19 protein-coding genes are annotated in these 19,435 nt (G+C 58.5%); 11 read left to right on the top strand and 8 right to left on the bottom strand.

Going from position 1 to position 19,435, the window contains the following annotated elements:
- Positions 1-129: 129 nt before the first annotated feature.
- The 6 genes from GOX21_RS13745 to GOX21_RS13720 form a co-directional block, all read right to left on the bottom strand.
- Complete coding sequence (locus GOX21_RS13745) at positions 130-600, bottom strand: aminoacyl-tRNA deacylase (RefSeq protein ID WP_170361221.1); 471 nt, start codon at positions 598-600, stop codon at positions 130-132.
- 425 nt (positions 601-1,025) lie between these two features.
- Positions 1,026-1,409 (bottom strand): carboxymuconolactone decarboxylase family protein, encoded by a 384-nt coding sequence (locus tag GOX21_RS13740; RefSeq protein WP_170377889.1) that lies wholly within the window; start codon positions 1,407-1,409, stop codon positions 1,026-1,028.
- 17 nt (positions 1,410-1,426) lie between these two features.
- On the bottom strand, positions 1,427-2,167 hold the full coding sequence (locus GOX21_RS13735; protein ID WP_170377887.1) for a sulfotransferase family protein: 741 nt from the start codon (positions 2,165-2,167) through the stop codon (positions 1,427-1,429).
- Between the two features lie 20 nt (positions 2,168-2,187).
- The gene (locus tag GOX21_RS13730; protein WP_170377885.1) at positions 2,188-3,006 is read right to left on the bottom strand and encodes a hypothetical protein; all 819 of its coding nucleotides are present in this window, start codon (positions 3,004-3,006) and stop codon (positions 2,188-2,190) included.
- A 19-nt stretch (positions 3,007-3,025) separates the two neighbouring features.
- Positions 3,026-4,114, bottom strand: a complete 1,089-nt coding sequence (locus tag GOX21_RS13725) for an aromatic ring-hydroxylating oxygenase subunit alpha (RefSeq protein ID WP_170350756.1) — start codon at positions 4,112-4,114, stop codon at positions 3,026-3,028.
- Positions 4,111-4,998 carry a MurR/RpiR family transcriptional regulator gene (locus GOX21_RS13720; protein ID WP_170350755.1) on the bottom strand — a complete coding sequence of 296 codons (888 nt, stop codon included), beginning with the start codon at positions 4,996-4,998 and terminating at the stop codon, positions 4,111-4,113. The genes GOX21_RS13725 and GOX21_RS13720 overlap by 4 nt, the downstream gene beginning before the upstream one ends.
- 68 nt (positions 4,999-5,066) lie before the next feature.
- On the opposite strand from GOX21_RS13720, the gene GOX21_RS13715 reads away from it, so the two are divergent.
- From GOX21_RS13715 to GOX21_RS13680, 8 genes are read left to right on the top strand one after another with little or no spacing between them, the layout of a single operon-like run.
- Positions 5,067-7,523: an FAD-dependent oxidoreductase gene (locus GOX21_RS13715; RefSeq protein WP_170377883.1), complete on the top strand. Its 2,457-nt coding sequence runs from the start codon at positions 5,067-5,069 to the stop codon at positions 7,521-7,523.
- On the top strand, positions 7,520-8,602 hold the full coding sequence (locus GOX21_RS13710; RefSeq protein WP_254428551.1) for an alcohol dehydrogenase family protein: 1,083 nt from the start codon (positions 7,520-7,522) through the stop codon (positions 8,600-8,602). The genes GOX21_RS13715 and GOX21_RS13710 overlap by 4 nt, the downstream gene beginning before the upstream one ends.
- A gap of 2 nt (positions 8,603-8,604) precedes the next feature.
- Positions 8,605-9,177, top strand: a complete 573-nt coding sequence (locus GOX21_RS13705) for a dimethylsulfonioproprionate lyase family protein (protein ID WP_174818897.1) — start codon at positions 8,605-8,607, stop codon at positions 9,175-9,177.
- A complete protein-coding gene (locus GOX21_RS13700) occupies positions 9,174-10,280 on the top strand; it encodes a mandelate racemase/muconate lactonizing enzyme family protein (RefSeq protein WP_170377879.1) in 1,107 nt (368 codons plus the stop codon). The genes GOX21_RS13705 and GOX21_RS13700 overlap by 4 nt, the downstream gene beginning before the upstream one ends.
- Positions 10,277-10,561, top strand: coding sequence for a cupin domain-containing protein (locus GOX21_RS13695; protein ID WP_254428550.1), 285 nt, complete (start codon positions 10,277-10,279; stop codon positions 10,559-10,561). The genes GOX21_RS13700 and GOX21_RS13695 overlap by 4 nt, the downstream gene beginning before the upstream one ends.
- Positions 10,558-11,664, top strand: a complete 1,107-nt coding sequence (locus GOX21_RS13690; RefSeq protein WP_170377877.1) for a mandelate racemase/muconate lactonizing enzyme family protein — start codon at positions 10,558-10,560, stop codon at positions 11,662-11,664. The genes GOX21_RS13695 and GOX21_RS13690 overlap by 4 nt, the downstream gene beginning before the upstream one ends.
- On the top strand, positions 11,661-12,764 hold the full coding sequence (locus GOX21_RS13685; protein WP_170377875.1) for a mandelate racemase/muconate lactonizing enzyme family protein: 1,104 nt from the start codon (positions 11,661-11,663) through the stop codon (positions 12,762-12,764). The genes GOX21_RS13690 and GOX21_RS13685 overlap by 4 nt, the downstream gene beginning before the upstream one ends.
- 1 nt (position 12,765) lies before the next feature.
- Positions 12,766-14,043, top strand: coding sequence for an aspartate aminotransferase family protein (locus GOX21_RS13680; RefSeq protein WP_170377872.1), 1,278 nt, complete (start codon positions 12,766-12,768; stop codon positions 14,041-14,043).
- 222 nt (positions 14,044-14,265) lie between these two features.
- On the opposite strand, the gene hemC is transcribed toward GOX21_RS13680, so the two are convergent.
- Positions 14,266-15,225, bottom strand: coding sequence for a hydroxymethylbilane synthase (hemC, locus tag GOX21_RS13675; RefSeq protein WP_170361241.1), 960 nt, complete (start codon positions 15,223-15,225; stop codon positions 14,266-14,268).
- Positions 15,226-15,332: 107 nt separating this feature from the next.
- Here hemC and hemE point away from each other — a divergent pair, with 107 nt between their 5' ends.
- Positions 15,333-16,367: a uroporphyrinogen decarboxylase gene (gene hemE / locus GOX21_RS13670; protein ID WP_170377870.1), complete on the top strand. Its 1,035-nt coding sequence runs from the start codon at positions 15,333-15,335 to the stop codon at positions 16,365-16,367.
- Positions 16,368-16,424: 57 nt separating this feature from the next.
- On the opposite strand, the gene GOX21_RS13665 is transcribed toward hemE, so the two are convergent.
- Positions 16,425-17,534 (bottom strand): CaiB/BaiF CoA transferase family protein, encoded by a 1,110-nt coding sequence (locus GOX21_RS13665; protein ID WP_170377868.1) that lies wholly within the window; start codon positions 17,532-17,534, stop codon positions 16,425-16,427.
- 171 nt (positions 17,535-17,705) lie between these two features.
- On the opposite strand from GOX21_RS13665, the gene GOX21_RS13660 reads away from it, so the two are divergent.
- Entirely contained in the window at positions 17,706-18,635 is a 930-nt protein-coding gene (locus tag GOX21_RS13660; RefSeq protein ID WP_170350745.1) for an ABC transporter ATP-binding protein, read from the top strand.
- Positions 18,632-19,393, top strand: a complete 762-nt coding sequence (locus GOX21_RS13655; RefSeq protein ID WP_170377866.1) for an ABC transporter permease — start codon at positions 18,632-18,634, stop codon at positions 19,391-19,393. Before GOX21_RS13660 ends, GOX21_RS13655 begins: the two co-directional genes overlap by 4 nt.
- Positions 19,394-19,435 lie beyond the last annotated feature (42 nt).

Below are 19,435 nucleotides of genomic sequence, written 5' to 3'. Positions count from 1 at the left end.
GATCAATCGCTTAACACACTCAACCCGTCAGAACCATAAAACATTGGGGTGAGAGCTGAAAATCCTGCTCCCGTAGCTGAGAAAAACCACGCCGGAGCGGGGTAAATCAGCGAAAAAGCACGCCAGAGCTTAATGCATGCAGCAGAAAGCGCCGTGCTTAACGTCTTTCATCATCGTGTCGAAATCCTTCCCGCGCATTTCGATCAAAGTTTGGTGGTCTCCGGCTTCGAACCAAACCCTGTCGAGGCCAGTGAGACTGTTGTCCACAACAGTCGGCAGATCATAGGCATCGCCTACAGGTGGTATCGCGCCAAGGGCGCAATCATCAAACAATTCGCGCATTTCGGATTCAGGAGCTAAACCAAGGCGCCGATCCATCATCGATTGCAGAGCAGTGAGGTCGACCTGATGGTTGCTGGGCAGCACTGCAAGTATGGGCCCCTCTTCCATGTGAATTAAGACGGATTTGGCAAGGTGGTCGCCGGGAACATGTGCCGCTTCTGCACATTCGCTTGCAGTAGCGGCATAGGGATGCGGGACAGTATCAAACGGAAGCCCCTGGGAGTCCAAATGGTGCTTCAGACGAGATGCAATAGTCATGGTGCCCTCCATTTCATAGAAGGCGTCCCGGACGCGAAGCGTGTCACGGTGCGCACCCAGGGCGCAATTTTGTGTATGAGCTCATATTGTGCGCCCAATCAGTCGATCCGGCAAGGGGGGGTGCAGTCGCAATGATCAACCCTGATGTAGGCTGTTCAAGTATTAAAGAAGGTTGGGAGGGCTCTGCTTGCCTTGTTTGTTGCGGTGATGAGGTTGCCATGAATATCTAACACATGGCTCTTGGCGTCCTAATCGTATGAGACGACAACGCGTGTCAAAAAATTCTTGCAGCCTGCCCCTCGCTCTGCCCGACACGCCTTAATCGGTACGAGGAGCGGCGAGATTGTCGATATACTTACAAACTTAGGGTCCGAAGCCTGATACTGAACCAGTCATGCCTGTTTAGATTTGACTAGTTTGAGCATTTATTTGGCTTCAAACACCTTTCGCGCCACACGGAAGCATTCCAGCGCCTGGGGTACACCGCAATAGATGCCGATCACGTGGATGATGGCCCTGATTTCCTCCTTCGAGACGCCATTGTTAATCGCGCCTTTGCAGTGGATTTCCCATTCGTGCATCTTCCCCAGCGCGCCGATCATCGACAGGTTCATCATCGATCGGGTCTTGGCGTCGATCACGCTGTCGCCCCAGCCAAAGCCCCAGCACCAGGCTGTCATGGCCTCCTGAAACGGGCGCGTAAAGTCATCCGCGGACGCCAGGTTCTTTTCTACATATTCGGCCCCGAGCGTGCCTTTGCGTTGTTCCAACCCTTTGAGGAACAGGTCTTCGTCGAAAATGTCTGCCATTTGGGGTCTCCGGTTCTTTAGCGCGTCAGACGATGTTTGTAGAGGTGATCATAATGCGGTTTCATCCGGCGATGCACCTGTTTGACCCGATCAGGCGCCTCTTCGATTGACACATATTTGCGAGGTTGCGGCGCCAACCCGGTCGAGTTCGCGAGATTGGCGTGAAACGACCCGCCATCCCACCAACTATGTGCCGAAGGATCGCCACCGGCTTCCCAGTTCAAGGCGTCTTCGATAAAAGGAATGCCCACTGCGTCACAGAACTTCTCTGTCATTGCACGGGGGTCTTCCAGCAGATCATCGCTGTCAATCACAGGCGGAGGGGTGCCGTTCAGGGCGGTTAGCAAGTCGAATAAGGCACGCTGTTCGGGGAAGCCAACCTCTCCTTCCGCGAAGTCTGGCCAGCGCTTGAACATCGAGGTGATCGTTTTGGCCGGGTCGCGGATCAAGAAGGCATGATTGAAGTGGGACAGGAACTCGGCATCCCACATATGGTTGATGTAGTGCGGAAAGTCCTTGATGAAGACCGGCGCATTTTCGGCTCGGGCCTTGATGTCCTGCCACACTTTCCCAAGCGTCAGGCCGGGCGTTGTGACATCCCCCGGTTTGAACCGGTGCCAAAGTGGGTCTTCTCCCTGATACCACGCCTCGCCGAAGGGTTCGTGCAGGCAATCCAGATCGCCGCGCTGGCGCATCATCCATTCAAAGGCCGTTGAAGTGGATCGGGGCACCGCCCAAAGCGCGAGTATTCTGTGCATGGGTTTCAGCCCTCTTTGATCTACAGGCTTTTCAGAAGCCGACCCAATGGTGTCGCGGGCCGCAAGTCAAGGGATCTGAAGATGCGCCAATAGAGCGCGATGTCGTGGCCGACTACAGGTTTACCCAAGGCGGCCTCCAGATCGTCTACCAAATGCAGGGGGCGTTGTGGCAGACCGTTCGGACCCGTGCGGAAATTGCACATACCGTTGATAAGGATCGCATCGGCATTCGGGGCTTGCTCGGCAACGTATTCGAAGCTTTTGAGCGCCAGATCGCCTTCAAAGACCCAGCGATAACTGTTCACATCATCTTGGCTGGCAAACCATCCCTGATCGTGGAAATTGCCGGCATACAAAACATCGAACCCGGCTTCTTGAAGGAACCCGACTGTGCCTTGCCACCATTCCGGCCAATGATAGGCAGCGTTCAACGCCACCTTCTCCACATTCATTTCGCGCAGCGCTTCGATCATGGCGTATCCTGCCATATGAAACTGCGAGCCGTATTTGTCGGACAGATCCGCGCAATGCTGTCGTACGCCTTCAACGCCCAGCCCGCAGGCATGCACCCAGTTCGACCCGACCTGACCGCACACATCGACGCCGTTTCGGGACATGCAGTGGACAAAATCCTCAAGCATCCCGAAATTCTGTTTTCGCTGATCCAGCCCATGCACATATTCTGGAACATGCAGCATCCAGCCATGTACCCCTACGGTGCCCGGGCTGATGCGCAGGAAATCGGATGGAGCCGCATCGAAGTCGAACGGAGGAGAGGTAAAGCCCACCTGATGCGGAAATAGCTTGTGCTCCGGTCGCCAGTCTTCGGGCATCAGCATGGGTGGATCACCTTGATCATCAGTCCACCGCCTCACGCATCCATTGTTGTAACCGGGCAATCGAGTGTTCCGACATCACACCGCATCTGGGGTCCAGCACCAGTGGACCAGGGCGATAGCCACGGGATTTCAGGCCCCGGTGAACGCTTTCGACCAGATGGATATCTTCTTCGACCGTGGTTTCGCGATCCTGCACGGCCAATTGACGGATCACCGCACTTTCCGACCCGCCTTCGGTATACCAGCCGCGCCAGACGGTGCAGTGATCGGCATCGACCGCGCGCCAGTGGTAAGTATTCAGCACATTGCCCGGGTAGCATTGGAATGAAAACATCGGCCACAGGAACCACGACTGATAATCACCTGCATGAGGCACCGACATGTCGATGGGATAGGTCATCTTGTCGAGGCTCTGGCATTCCGTCGTGTGGCGCAGCACGTAGCCGCCGCTTGGATCGGGTTGAATGTCATAGGTCTCGGGTTTGACCACGCCTTCGGCAAAGGTCGGGTGATTGGTTGGGCAGTGATAGCATTCCGAGTAATTCTCGATACTGACCTTCCAGTTGCAGTTCTCGGGTATCTCGACCCATTCCAGCGGTTCCAGATCGTCGATGTGAGGGACGAAGGCGCGGATTTCTTCGCGCACGCCGGGGTACCATTCATCCATTGGCGCGGCGTCATCGTCGAGATTGACGAAGATGAAGCCGTTGAACACTTCGGTCCGGACAGAGGTCAGGCAGATGGTGCTACGGTCAAAGCCGGGGACGGATTTGATGTTGGGCCCTGCGCGCAGCTGGCCGGACAATTCATATGTCCACGCGTGGTAGGGGCAGACGACGACGCGGGTGTTTCCGGCGCCGGTGACCATCTCGTGCGCTCGATGCTGACAAACGTTGTAAAAGGTGCGGATTTCTCCGTCGCGACCCCGAATGCAGAACAGGTTCTGCCCGGCAATCGTGAAGGCAAAGTAGTCCCCTGTTTCGCGGACTTGCGCCACGTGCCCGGCGAATTGCCATGTTCGGGCCAGAAGGCCCTGCATCTCTTGCGTGAAAATCGCGGGGTCGGTGTAGTATCGCGCATCAAGCGAACGTGTCAGCGGGGCGTTCATTCGGGCTCCTCCGCGTAGAGGCCAAGCTGGTGCCTGCGTTGATGAAACCGTTCCACCCGCTCGACAATCTCATCGCTGGAAACCGCGATCACGAAGGACAGCAGCGTTTCCAACAAAGCGATGGTAGATACGGAGGACGGGAAGAATTGCGGCGTGTCAGCAGCGACGACAAAGCCATGCTGCGCGTTCAGGATTACTGGGCTGGCGGGGCTGTCGGACAGGCCGATGACAGTCAGGCCCTGCTGCCGCGCCAGTTTAATTGCGTCGATCACTTCGGTCCGGTAAGGGTGGCAGGTGATGGCGATCAGCACATCCTGTTCGTCGGCCCAGGCCAGATCGTCGACCGGGGTCGAGCCGGGGCGAGGGATGGCGTGAAATTGCTTCATGCCCGTAGAGGCCAGATAGGTAAAGTTGCGCGCGTTCGCGTTATTGACGCCAACACCCAGCGTGAAGATCTGGCGACAATTCCAGATATCCTCGGCGGCGGCTTTCAGTCGGTCGGCGTCGATTCCGGCAAAGGTGTCTTCGATGTTGCGGATCGCGGCGCCGATCATATCGGCATAAAGGCCGCCCAGCTCACCCGACTTGCCAATGGTTTGCAACCAGCGCGCGCGATCGGGAAACGACACGGTGCCTTGGCGAATCGCGTCGCGAAATGGGGCGCGAAAATCCTCGTAGCCTTCGAAGCCCACCTGCCGAGCCATCCGCACGAAGGTGTTGGGTTTCACATTGGCAGCCTCGGCAATCTCGCGCACGGTCGAAACCCCAACATCCGTGGGGTTTTCCAGCACGTAACGCGCGGCTTTCTGTGCCTCGGGCGTCAGGGCGTCCCACTCTTCGGTGAGGCGGTCGAGAACGATTGATGATACATTTGTGTCATTCATGATTGACGATGGTACATTTGTGGAATTAGCCTGTCGAGCAGAAACGCGACTCGGGAAGAGGAAAAATCATGTCCGAGAAGAATCTGCCGTCACATGCCCGCGTGGTGATCGTGGGCGGAGGTGTCATGGGGGTCGGTCTGGCCTATCATCTGGCGCATGAAGGGTGGGGCGAGGATACTGTCCTGCTGGAAAAGGCTGAACTGACCAGCGGCAGCACCTGGCATGCGGCAGGGCAGATCACACATTCAACATCGAGCTTTGGGCTGGGCAAATGTGTGGACTACAACATCGGTTTGTATTCAGGTGCGCTTGAGGCAGAGACCGGCCAGCCGGTGACATGGCATGGCTGCGGATCGTTCCGACTGGCCTATACTGAGGATGAGATGGACTGGTTGCGCCACACCCTGTCCGTTGGTCGCTCGCTTGGGTTCAATATCGAATTAGTCGGCCCTGAGAAAGTGGCGGTACTGCACCCGTTTTACAATCTCGACGGTGTATTGGGAGCGCTATACACGCCCGACGATGGCCACGTGGACCCGACCAACGTCACCATGGCGATGGCAACTGGCGCGCGTCTAAAGGGTGTGCGCATCTTCCGCAACTGCCGCGCCACCAACATTACGCAGGCTGGGAATGGGGAGTGGGTGATAGAGACCGAACAGGGCACCATAACTTGTGAGCATGTGGTGAACGCTGGCGGCACCTATGCCCGTCAGATGGGCGAATGGTCGGGGCTACAACTGCCCATGACTTCGATGACCCACCATTACTTCGTGACCGAACCGGTGCCGGAGTTCCAGAACCTGGACACCGAACTGCCGGTGATCCGCGACGATCGCAAAGTCTCGGGCTATATCCGGATGGAGCAGCAGCGCGGGCTGATCGGGATTTACGAAAAAGAGAACCCGAACTCGGTCTGGCATGATCATTGCCCCTGGGAATACGAAAACTGGTTGTTCGATGCGGACTACGACCGGGTGATGCCGTGGCTTGAAGAAAGCCTGAACCGGATGCCGATCTTTGCTGAACTGGGCATTCAACGCGACGTACATGGCGCGATTTCGCATCCCCCCGATGGCAACCCGTTGATCGGCCCTGCGCCGGGTGTTCGGAACTATTGGTGTTGTTGCGGAACGCAGATCGGCATCGGCTGGGGGCCAGGTCTGACCCGTGAGCTGGCGCGCTGGATGGTGCATGGGGCGGCGGATATTTCGATGCGCGAATTCGACCCGCGCCGGTTTGGGGCGTATGCCAACAAGGACTGGCAGGTGATCAAGGCTGAGGAAGACTACTGCCTGCGCCATGAAATCCCTTTCCCGCATTTCAATCGCCTGGAAGGCCGCCCGATCAAGCCGTCGCCGCTGTATGAACTGCTGAACTCCAAAGGCGCGGTGCATGAGGAGGTGTATGGTTTTGAGCGCCCCCGCTGGTTCGCACGGGACGGGGTCGAACAGCGCGATCACTATTCCTTCCGCCGCACGCCGGCAGACGACATGGTCGCAGCTGAGGTCAAAGCGGTCCGCGAACGCGTCGGTATCATGGATGTCACCGCTTTCACCAAGGTCGAGGTCTCTGGCCCGGACGCCTATGCCTTGCTGGACCGGTTGACCGCCAACCGGATGCCGCAAAAGGTCGGTTCCATCACACTGACGCATATGCTGAACCGACGCGGGCGGATCGAATTGGAGACGACGATTGTCCGCATGGCAGAGGACCGCTTCTATCTGGTCTGTGCAGCTTTCTTTGAACAACGCCTACTGGATCATCTGGCACACCAGTGTGCTGATGAGGATGTGCAGATCACCGCTCTGTCTGCCGACTGGTCGGCCTTGTCACTGAACGGTCCCCGGTCACGCGACGTACTGTCCCGCTGCACTGATGCGGATTTGAGCAATGCCGGTTTCCGCTGGCTGTCGGCACAGGAGATCACCGTCGCGGGGCACAAGGTCTGGGCCTTCCGCATGTCCTATGCCGGGGAACTCGGCTGGGAGCTGCACATGCCCAACGCCGCCTGCCTCGACGTCTATACCGCGCTCTGGGCCGCTGGCGAACCTCATTGTATCGCCGACTATGGCAGCTTTGCCATGAACGTGATGCGGATGGAGAAGGGCTTCAAAGGTGCGGGTGAGTTGACCAACGAGGTCACTCTGGCCGAGGCTGATGTGCTGCGCTTTGCCCGTACGGACAAGGAGTATCTGGGCAAGGACAAGACCCTGAATTCTGATCTGCCCTGGATCTGCGCCTATCTTGAGATTGAACCCGACGGAGAGATCGACGGTCATGGCGGTGAAGCTGTCATGCTGGATGGCCACGTCGTGGGCTCGGCGGCTTCGGTGGCTTATGGCCATACGGTCAGTAAGATTCTGGCCTTTGCCTATATCAAGCCCGAGGCCGCAACCCCCGGCACAGCGTTGCAGGTCGTGATCCACGGCAAACCCCGCGCGACCCGCGTGTTGGGTGAACCTGCCTATGACCCCGACAGCCTGCTGCCCCGTACCGACGCCATGCTGGAGACTGCACAATGAGCCTGCCCGATACAATGAAAGCTATGGTCACGATGGGCCATGGTGGCCTTGAACAAATGGTGTTGCATGAGGACTGGCCGCGCCCGGAACCCGCCACGGGCGAGGTGCTGATCAAGGTCGCCGCCTGTGGTTTGAACAATACCGACGTGAACACACGCTCGGGTTGGTATTCCAAAACGGTGACGGATGCGACAACGGGTGGCGCGTTTGAAGAAGTGGGCGAAGATGACCCGACATGGGGCGGCGCGCCAATCACGTTCCCGCGCATTCAGGGCGCCGATATCTGCGGTCAGATCGTGGCCGTCGGCGATGGTGTCGACAGCGCCCGCATTGGTGAACGCGTGATCACCGATGGCTGGCTGCGCGATCCGAACGATCCAGGCAACAAGGACAAGACCGGATACTATGGGTCCGAGCGGGACGGCGGATTTGCCGAATACGCCACGACGCTTGCGGTGAATGCAGTGCCGATCAAATCAGACCTCACGGATGCGGAGCTGGCGACGTTTTCCTGCTCGTATTCGACCGCCGAAGGCATGCTGACCCGCGCCAACGTGACCGACAAGGACACCGTGTTGGTGCCCGGCGCCTCGGGTGGCGTTGGTGGGGCACTGGTGCAATTGGCCAAACGGCGCGGCGCGCGTGTGATCGCAATGGCGTCCGAGGCCAAGCATGCAGACGTCGCCGAATTAGGTCCCGACAGGATTTTGCCCCGTGCGCCGGAAAATCTTCGCGCGGCTTTGGGCGCAGAAAAGATTACCGTAGTTGCCGATGTGGTCGGTGGCCCCTATTGGCCGAACCTGATCGACAGTCTGGAACGCGGTGGGCGCTATACTTGTTCGGGTGCGATCGCAGGGCCGATGGTCGAGTTTGATCTGCGAACATTCTACCTGCGCGACTTGACCTTCACAGGTTCGACCGTGATCGACCCGCAAGTCATGCAAAACCTCGTGAAATACATCGAGGCCGGAGAGATCAAGCCTGCGTTGGCGGCTACCTATCCATTGGAAGAATTGCGTGAGGCACAGGCGGCCTTTATCGCCAAACAACACACAGGCAACATCGTGGTGATCCCGTGACAATGGACGACGTTCTAGAGGCCGCCCGGCAGCTGCATCAATCCCACCCTGATCTTTCGGGTTTTGGTGCCTGGCCTGACGATCTTGTGGCGGCAGAATTGGAGCCAAACCAAATCCCGGCAGTAGAGTTGGTTCAGCAAACTGAATTCCCGACCGGCGACGCCACGCAATCCCTGTCCGATGCGATCAGGGCAACCGCACATCTGGCGCAATGGAAGCACACCTATACCGAAGAAGAGGTCGGGGCCGATTTCCTAAACCGCTTCGGCTATTATGAATTGTTCGGGCCAACCGGGCATTTTCACTCGACCCAATTGCGCGGCTACGTCGCCTATTGGGGGGCAGGTTTGAATTATGATTGGCACAGCCATCAAGCAGAAGAGCTGTATTTGATCGTAGGGGGCGGGGCGAGTTTTCGCATCGAAGGGAACGAAACCTATATCGGTCCCAACCAGACACGCCATCACCTCAGTTGGCAAAGCCATGCGATGACCACAATAGATGAGCCGATCCTGACCTTCGTTCTTTGGCGCGGCGAGGGAATGGGCGATTTGCCACGAATGGATGCCGCATGAAGATTACCCGTGTGCGCGTGTTCCAGACCGGTCTGCCTTATGTGGGCGGTGCCTACGTTTGGGGGGCGGGCAACGCGATTGAAACCGCAACTGCGTCAGTCGTCGTCATCGACACAGATGCGGGTCTGCAGGGGTGCGGAGAATTCACGCCTTGTGGTGAGAACTATATGGTTGCGCATTCCGAAGGCGTCGCCGCGCTGGCCCGGTTGGTTGCTCCGTCGCTGTTGGGCGAGGACCCGCGACAGGTGGGGCGCATCGAACAGCTTATGGATCATTTGATTCAGGGACATGGGTACGCAAAGGCTCCGTTTGATGCCGCGTGCTGGGACATCCTGGGGCAGGCTTGTGATCAACCGGTTTGGATGCTGCTGGGCGGAAAGCTGACCGACGGCGCGCCGATGTATCGCGTCGCGCCTCAGAAAGCGGTTGATGAGACGGTCGCCGAAATGAACCGGTACCGCGAGCAGGGGTACCGGCAGTTTCAGATTAAGGTCGGCAGCGACTGGGTCACGGATATTGACCGTATCCGGACGACACTGCCTTTGCTTCAACCTGGTGAAAAGGCGATGGCCGATGCCAATCAGGGCTGGCGCGTTGACAACGCGATCCGGGTGGCGCGCGCAACGCGCAATCTGGATTACATTCTGGAACAGCCCTGCCGCACCTATGAAGAATGCCAGCAGGTACGCCGCGTGGCCGAGCAACCGATGAAGCTGGATGAATGCCTGACTGGTATGCACATGGCGCAGCGCATCGTCGCGGATCGCGGAGCCGAGATCTGCTGTCTCAAAATCTCGAACCTTGGTGGGCTAAGCAAGGCGCGGCGGGTGCGGGACTATCTGGTCGAAAACCGCATTCCGGTGGTCAGCGAAGACACCTGGGGTGGGGAAATAGCCACCTCGGCTGTCGCCCATTTTGCTGCCTCGACCCCGTCCGACTACCTGCAAAACACAACCGACCTGATGAACTACAACACGCGTTCTACCGGAATCGGCGGACCAATGTCGCGGAATGGCAAGCTCTACGCCTCGGATGTACCAGGAATGGGTGTAGTGCCCGATTTCGAAAGCCTCGGTGCGCCTGTTGAGGAGTTTAGATTATGAGACCGCAAGCTGTTGCAACCCAGATGATCGATGACGCGCGTGTGCGGGTGACGCGCTTTGACTTTGCCCCCGACGCTGAAACTGGCTGGCACCGTCACGCGATGGATTACGTCATCATGGCTGTAACCGATTGCCAGATGCGGTTGGAGTTGCCCGATGGAACGGCCAACGAAGTGACGGTTCTCGCTGGAACCGCCTATCGCCGCGACGAAGGGGTGGCACATAACGTTATCAACGCTGGGGATACCCCCATGTCCTTTGTCGAGGTGGAGTTGAAATGAAAATCACCCGCCTTTCGGTCTATCACGTCGATTTGCCGTTAGAGCATCCCTATTGGCTGTCTGGTGGGCGGCTGAAATTCGACGTGCTGGATGCGACGCTGGTTAAGGTGGAAACTGATGCCGGACTGATCGGCTGGGGCGAGGGCACTCCTTGGGGTCACACCTATGTGCCTGCGCATGGGCCGGGCATTCGCGCGGGCATTCAAACCATGGCGCCGTTCATTCTGGGCCTTGATCCGCGACGAGTGCTGGATGTGGAACGGGCAATGGATACCGCGCTGCCCGGACATCTCTATGCCAAAAGCCCGATCGACATGGCGTGCTGGGACATCGCAGGTCAGGCGGCCGGCCTGCCGATTGCTGATCTGATGGGTGGGGGGTCGCGGACGCCGCGTCCTATTGCATCCTCGGTCGGGGCCAAGACTGTGGAAGAAACCCGTAAGGTCATGGAGCGGTATCGCAACCGCGGCTACGTTGCCCATTCGGTAAAGATCGGCGGTGACGTCGAACGTGACATTACTCGTGTGCGCGACGTGGAGAGCATTCGGCGACCGGGTGAGATCGTCCTATATGACGTCAACCGAGGCTGGACCCGGCAACAGGCCCTGCAAGTAATGAGTGCCTGCGAGGATCTGAACGTCATTTTTGAACAGCCCGGTGAGACGCTGGATGATATTGCCGCGATCTCGGGCCGTCATGCCTCACCCGTGTCGGTAGATGAAAGCCTAGTCACCTTGCAGGACGCCGCGCGGATTGCCCGTGACGGGCTGGCCGAGGTGTTCGGGATCAAACTGAATCGCGTCGGCGGTCTGACCAAAGCAGCTCGGATGCGAGATATCGCGCTGGCGCACGGGATCGACATGTTCGTGATGGCCACTGGTGGCTCAGTTCTGGCCGATACCGAGGCACTGCATCTTGCCTCTACCATCCCGGACGACAATTGCCACGCGGTCTGGGCTTGTCAGGATATGATCACAGTTGATATCGCCGCCGGGCGCGGGCCGCGTAACATCGAAGGTCACCTGCACCTTCCGGAAACACCGGGGCTTGGTGTTCATCCCGACGAAGAGGCGCTTGGCGATCCGGTTGGAGTTTATCAATGAGGATCACCAAGATAACGCTCTGGTCCGTCGATCTGACCAGTCACGAGACCTACCACATGGCCGAGGGTAAGACCTGTGCCACAGTTAAAACCCATGTTCTGTGTCTGGAAACGGATACCGGCCTGAAAGGTTGGGGCGAGGTCTGCCCGATCCCCCATTACCTGCCAGCCTTTGCTGATGGCGTGCCGGGGGCAGTGGCGGAAATGGGACCGCAGATCATAGGGGTTTCCCCGTTTGGCGTCGACGCTCCGATGCGTAAACTGGACGGGTTCTTGCAAGGGCACCTTTATGCCAAATCCATTGTCGACATTGCCCTGTGGGACCTGTTTGGTCAGGCCACGGGCCAACCGATCTATGCTTTGCTGGGCGGGCGGACGCGGAAGGACATGCCGCTCTATCATTCGGTCACCTGTATCGCGCCAGACCATATGGCGCGGATCGCCAAAACCGCTTATCAAACCGGCATTCGCCAGTTTCAGGTCAAGCTGGGGGTTGAGGGCGACTGGCAGGCCGATGCGGAACGTCTGATCAAAGTGCGTGAGGCCGTGGGACCGGGCCCTCTGGTCTATGGCGATTGGAACTGTGGCGCGTCGCGGTTGCAAGCCACACGCACGGGGCGGGCCGTTGCGCATCTGGACGTGATGCTGGAGCAGCCGTGTAAAACGCTGGAAGACTGCGCCGCTGTGCGACAGGCCACCGGCTTGCCGATTAAGATTGACGAAAACGCCTTTGATCTGGCCTCGCTCATGCGGGCGCATGAACTGGGGTGCATGGATGCAGTGGCGTTGAAATTGTCCAAATTTGGTGGCATGTCGGCCATGCGCCGCGCGCGGGATCTGACCGTTCATCTGGGGGCAGAAATTTGCGCCGAATGCACCTGGGGGTCGGATATTGTTACGGCCGCATCGTTGCACTTTGCGGCGTCGACTCCGCATGGATCATTGCTGAATACCTGTGACCTGTCGTCCTATGTGGCCCCTCGACTTTGCCAGGATGCACCAAATCGTGAAAACGGCCGGATTGCTCCGCCCGAAGGTTCAGGATTAGGTGTTTCACCTGACCCGGAAGTTCTTGGTTCCCCGATATTGGAGATCGTTTGAGATGCTGAAGATAGGCACACAATCCGAATGGATCGACCGCGCCAATGCAGTTCTACCCGCCGGAGGGTTTGGCAATTTTGATCCTGGCATCATCATTGCCCGCGGCGAAGGCAGCCGTGTCTGGGATGAGGACGGCAATGAATATATCGACTATCTGATCGGGTCGGGGCCCATGCTGTTGGGTCATGGCCACCCCGAGGTGATGGAGGCCGTACTGGAGCAATTGCCCAAAGGCATGACCTTCTTTGCCAACAACGCCAAAGGCATTGAACTGGCCGAGGCGATCATCGATGCGGTGCCTTGTTGCGAACAGGTGCGGTTTGTCGCCTCGGGCGGAGAGGCGGACATGTATGCGATCCGTCTGGCCCGCGCCTATACGGGGCGCAGCAAGATTCTGAAATTCGAAGGCGGCTATCACGGCATGAGCGCCGAGGCGCAGATGAGTCTTGCGCCCAGCCGGCAGGTCAACTTTCCGCAAGCCGTGCCAGACAGTGCCGGTATCCCTGACAGCGTGGCCGAACAGGTGTTGGTTGCCCCTTTTAATGACCTTGAGGCGGTGGCCGCCCTGTTGGACGAAAACAATGACGTCGCTGCGATCATGGTTGAGCCGTTGCAACGGATCGTGCCGCCTGAACCCGGTTACCTGCAGGGCTTGCGCGATCTGTGCGACAAGCACCACGTTCTTCTGATCTTTGACGAGATCGTCACCGGGTTCCGCCTGGCCTATGGCGGCGCGCAAGAAAAATACGGCGTGACGCCCGATATCTGCACTTTGGGCAAAGCTACAGGCGGCGGCTTCCCTCTGGCCGCGCTGGGTGCCAGCGCCGAGATTATGAAGCATTTCAACAAGGCGCAGGTCGGCGAAGAAGGCTGGCTGATGCAGTTGGGCACCTTGTCTGGCAATCCGGTGGCTTCGGTTGCAGGTTTGAAAACCCTCGAGGTTTTGCGGCGCGACGGGGTTTATGACCAGCTGCGCGCAACTGGGGTGGCATTGCAGCAGATGCAGGTCGACGCGCTGACCAAGTCGGGTATTCCGCATCAGGTCGTCGGAGATGAAACGCTGTTCGATATCTATTTCACCGATAGGGCCTGTCGCGATTACCGCAGCGCCAGACATGACGATCCACAACGAAATACCCTCTACAACGATACGTTGCGCGCAAATGGGATCTTCAAATCTCCGGGCAAGCTGTATCCGTCATTGGCCGTGACCGAAGCCGATCTGGAACAGACCCGGGCGGCTGTTGAAAAAGCTGTACAGGCGATCAGTGCAGCCTGAACGATTGATCTGAAATGAAATGGGCCGCTGTCAAAATATGACAGCGGCCCTAACCGATTAGTGATTTGGTGCAGTCTCGCCCCCTCGAATACCACTTAAGCGAATATACTGAAAAAACTTTCGACTTTATCGAGATCGCCCCTTCACCACATCGGTATGACACCTTGATGCCAGATCGGAATGCAATCTACAGTGAAGTAATTCACATTACTCAAATTTTTCTCAACTTCTCCAATCGAAGAAGCCCGGACCTGCTTGTTTCAACAGTGTTTGTGCCATGACGCGGCCCATCTCGGGGCCGTCGGAAATCGTGCCCGTTTGGTCTTCGGCAATCGCCTCGGACCCATCGGGGCGCAGCACTTCGCCGCGCAGGCGCAGTTGTCCGCCTTGCACTTCGGCAAGACCCGCGATGGGGGTTTCGCAGGACCCGTCCAGGGCCGCCAGCAGGGCGCGTTCAGCGGCCAGGCGCTGACCCGTCTCGGTATGGTGGATCGCTTCGAGCATACCCGCTGCACGGGAATCGTCGCTACGACGCTCGATACCGATGGTGCCCTGTGCAATTGCGGGCAGCATGTCCTCGGGGGCGATGGCCGTGGCGGGAACCTCGGCCATGTTCAAGCGGCGGATGCCTGCCATGGCCAGAAAGGTGCAGTCCGCCACGCCGTCGGCCAGCTTCTTCAGGCGGGTCTGCACATTGCCGCGAAACTCGACCACATTCAGATCAGGCCGTCGGTTCAGCAATTGCGCCCTGCGGCGGAGCGATGAGGTGCCGACCACGGCACCCTGCGGCAGATCGTGGATCGAGGTCAGGCTGGGTGAGATGAAGGCGTCGCGCACATCTTCGCGCGGCAAGAACGTGTCCAGCACTAGACCTGTGGGCTGTTCCACCGGCATGTCCTTGGTGGAATGCACTGCGATGTCGATATCGCTGCGCAGCATCGCCTCTTCAATTTCTTTGGTGAACAGGCCCTTGTTGCCGATCTCTTTCAGCGGGCGGTCCGCGTCGATCATGGCGCGGTTGTCGCCGGTGGTCTTGATCACCACGATCTCGAACGCCTCGTCCGGCAAGTCAAATGCAGTGCCCAGCCGTTGCCGGGTTTCGTATGCTTGCGCCAGCGCCAGAGGCGAACCACGGGTGCCAATCTTCAGCGGTGAGTCGGGGGAAGGCAGGGTCAGTGTCATGCGCCAAGCTTTAGTCGCGTCACATTGCCCTGACAATGGGGGGACACCTTGACAAATTGCCGCCGAAGGATGACCCGTTGCGACAAACCAGACGATTGGGGGCAAAGATGGCCGAGACAAAGAAACTGCTGCGGGCACTGGCGGGTGAGGTGCAGGATGTGCCGCCGATCTGGATGATGCGTCAGGCCGGGCGGTATCTGCCCGAGTATCGCGCAACCCGCGCGCAGGCTGGGGATTTTCTGTCGCTATGCTATAACCCTGAACTGGCGGCCGAGGTGACGCTGCAGCCGATCCGCCGCTATGGGTTCGACGCAGCGATCCTGTTTGCCGATATCCTGCTGGTACCGCAGGCGCTGGGCGCGGATTTGTGGTTTGTCACCGGAGAAGGCCCGCGTCTGTCGACCATAACGCAAGCTTCGGAATTCGATGCGCTGAAACCGGTCGAGGATATCCATGAAACGCTGTCGCCGGTTTATGAGACGGTGCGCATCCTGTCGCGCGAATTGCCGTCCGAGACCACTCTGATTGGATTCGCGGGCGCGCCCTGGACCGTTGCGACATATATGATTGCCGGGCGCGGCACCCCGGATCAGGGGCCCGCGCATGCGCTGCGCGAGGAAAACACCGCTCTGTTCGAGGCACTGTTGGAGCGTATTACGCTGGCGACCATCGAATACCTCTCGGCGCAGATCGAGGCCGGGGCTGAAGTGGTCAAGATCTTTGACAGCTGGGCCGGGTCACTGAAAGGGGATGCGTTCCGGAAATATGCGCTTGAGCCTTGTCGTGTGATCACGCAGGCCATCAAGGAACGCCATCCCGGTATCCCGGTGATTGGTTTCCCGCGAGAGGCCGGGGATGGCTATATCGGATTTGCCAAGGCAACGGGTGTAGACTGTGTCGCGTTGGACAATTCGGTTTCGCCTGAATGGGGGGCCAAGCATGTGCAGGTGGATGGCTGTGTTCAGGGCAATCTGGCCTCGTCCCATATGGTGTCCGGAGGGCAGGCTTTGGTGGATGAGACGCGCCGGATTGTCGAAGCGTTCTCAAAAGGACCACATATTTTCAATCTGGGTCACGGGATCACGCCGGATGCTGACCCTGCGAATGTGCAGCTCATGATCGATACAGTTCGCGGGCGGTAACCGGGAAGGGGCCAGCCCCCTTCTTGGACTGTGGCCAATTCATCCCCCGAGGTATTTTTAGCCAGATGAAGAGGCGGATCGGCGAAGAGTTTCGAGCTCCGCCCGAATTTCCACACTGTGTTCGCCACGGGCCGGGCTTGGTTTCGGCGCCCACGCATGGTTGGAAAATCTCGGGGCGGCGGCGGCCTGAAGGTCACCGTCGATACGCAGCCATGTGTTTCGGGCGGAGTTCATTTCATTAGCCTGTGCCTCAGCCGGGCTGAGAACCGGGGCGACACAGGCATCTGTTCCTGCGAACAGGTTTGCCCAGTGGTCGCGCGGCTTTGCGACGAATATGGCGGCAAGACTACGGGTTTGCGCGGGCCAGAGTGACGGGTCGAACTGGGGCTCGAAAATCTTGTCGTCGGACAGGCCCATCTTTTGCACGAAAAGCGCATAGAATTTGGGTTCGAGGCATTGGACCGTCACGAACCCGCCGTCGGCACAGGCGTAGGTGCGGCTCCAATGGGGGCCGTCCAGCAGGCTTTGACCGCGTGCGTCAGACAGGTTGCCGGATTGGTTCAGACTCATAAGCAAGTTCATCATATGTGCCGAGCCATCATAAATGGCGGCGTCGACGATGGTGCCTTGGCCCGTGCTCTGCGCGTTCAGAAGCCCGGCCAGAAGGCCAGCGACCAGATACATCGCTCCTCCGCCTATATCACCGACCAGTGTGGCGGGGGTCTGCGGCGGTTGATCGGGGGGTGATCCGTACCAGAGCGCGCCGGACAGGGCGATATAGTTCAGGTCATGCCCGGCCGTGTCCGACAAGGGGCTGTCCTGACCCCAGCCTGTCATCCGGCCGTAGACCAGCTTGGGGTTCATTTCGTGACAGGGTTCGGGACCAAGGCCGAGTTTCTCCATCACTCCGGGGCGAAACCCTTCGATCAGCGCATCAGCCGAGGCGATCAGCCGTTTGGTAATTTCCAGATCGCTCTCGTCCTTCAGGTCCAGATCAATCGACCGTTTTCCGCGATCCAGAACCGAGCGTTCCGGCATGCCAGGTGTTGCCGCCCGTACCTTGCGGTGGATGGTGATGACGTCTGCGCCCATATCCGCCAGCAGCATGGCGGCAAAGGGGGCAGGGCCGAGCCCCTCGATCTCGATAATCCGAATACCGTTCAGCATTGCGCCCCTCCGTTTCGGCGCAGGGTTTCGACTTGTCCGGTGAATTGCAAGGCCGGAGTTACGTGCAATGGCGCCTTTCCCTACCGCAAAAAAGCGCAGGGCGGTGTGCGGAATTGACCTGTTCTGTGTCGGGCGGGCGAGGTAGGGTCGCCGCCAGAACGAGGAACCTGCATGACAACCATTCTTTCGATCAAGGATCTGCGCAAATCCTACGCCGGAGGGTTTGAGGCGCTGAAGGGCGTCTCGCTGGATATCGAGCAGGGGGAGATCCTGGCGCTGCTGGGCCCGAACGGGGCGGGTAAGACGACGCTGATTTCGACCATTTGCGGCATCACCACACCGACCTCGGGTTCGGTTGCGGTAGGCGGTCACGATATCCTGACCGATTTTCGTGCCGCACGCCGGATGATCGGGTTGGTGCCGCAAGAGATCGCGTTGGAGCCGTTCGAGAAGGTCTGGAACACGGTCCGCCTGTCGCGTGGTCTGTTCGGGTTAGGCCGCAATGATGCGCGGATCGAAGAGATTTTGCGCAAGCTGTCCCTGTGGGACAAACGCAAGAACGCGATCAAAGAACTGTCCGGCGGTATGAAGCGTCGCGTGCTGATCGCCAAGGCACTGTCGCATGAGCCGCGCGTGCTGTTTCTGGATGAACCCACCGCCGGCGTTGATGTCGAACTGCGCAAGGATATGTGGGAGATCGTGGCCGAACTGAAACAGGCCGGCGTCACCATCATCCTGACCACGCATTACATCGAAGAGGCCGAGGCCATTGCTGACCGTATCGGCGTCATCGACAAAGGCGAGCTGTTACTTGTGCAGGACAAACACACGTTGATGGCGCAGATGGGCAAGAAGCAGATCGAGGTGATGCTGACTGAGCCGATCCAGACCATTCCCGACAGTCTGGCGGTGCATAACCTGACGATGAATGGTAACGGTGATGCGCTGATCTATACCTATGACACGCATGCTGATCGTACCGGGATCACCACGTTGTTGAATGATGTGGCGCAGGCGGGGCTGGTGTTGCGTGATGTGCAGACGCGGCAGTCGAGCCTTGAGGAAATCTTTGTCAATCTGGTGTCGGGAGAGCCCGCATGAACTGGTCCGCCATTGCCGCCATCTACCGGTTCGAAATGGCCCGGTTCTTCCGCACCCTGGCACAGAGCTTTCTGTCGCCGGTCCTGTCGACTTCGCTGTATTTCGTGGTCTTTGGCACCGCCATCGGCAGCCGTATTCAAGAGATCGAAGGCGTGTCCTACGGTGCCTTTATCGTGCCGGGGCTGATCATGCTGTCGGTGGTGATGCTGGCGATATCCAATGCGTCTTTCGGCATCTATTTCCCCAAGTTTCTGGGCACGATATATGAACTTCTCTCGGCGCCGGTGAACTTTATCGAGATTGTGATCGGCTATGTCGGGGCAGCCGCGACCAAGGCACTTTTCGTTGGGTTGGTCATTCTGGTTACGGCCTCTTTCTTTGTGGATTTGCGCATCGAACACCCGATTGCGATGGCTGCATTTCTGATCCTGACCTGCCTCAGCTTTTCTCTGTTGGGGTTCATCATCGGTATCTGGGCCAGTAATTTCGAGCAGATGTCGCTGGTGCCGCAGCTTGTCGTGACGCCGCTGATCTTTCTGGGTGGCACGTTCTATTCCATTTCGATGCTGCCGCCGCTTTGGCAGACGGTCACCTTGTTCAACCCGGTGGTCTATCTGATTTCGGGGTTTCGCTGGTCGTTTTATGGGCTGGCGGATGTTCCGATCGGGCTTAGCCTGTTGGCCATTCTGGCCTTTACCGGCCTGTGCCTTGGCATCATCTGGTGGATCTTTAAAACCGGTTGGCGCATTCGTAGCTAAGCCACAGAGAGGCGTTGCATTTTTGCCCTCTGGCTTCAGGAA

The sequence above is a fragment of the Ruegeria atlantica genome, assembly GCF_013032005.1.
In the GTDB taxonomy this organism is placed as follows: Bacteria; Pseudomonadota; Alphaproteobacteria; order Rhodobacterales; family Rhodobacteraceae; genus Ruegeria; species Ruegeria atlantica_A.
The sequence above is the reverse complement of the archived record's forward strand: the minus strand, read 5'-3'. Positions and strand labels throughout refer to the sequence as shown.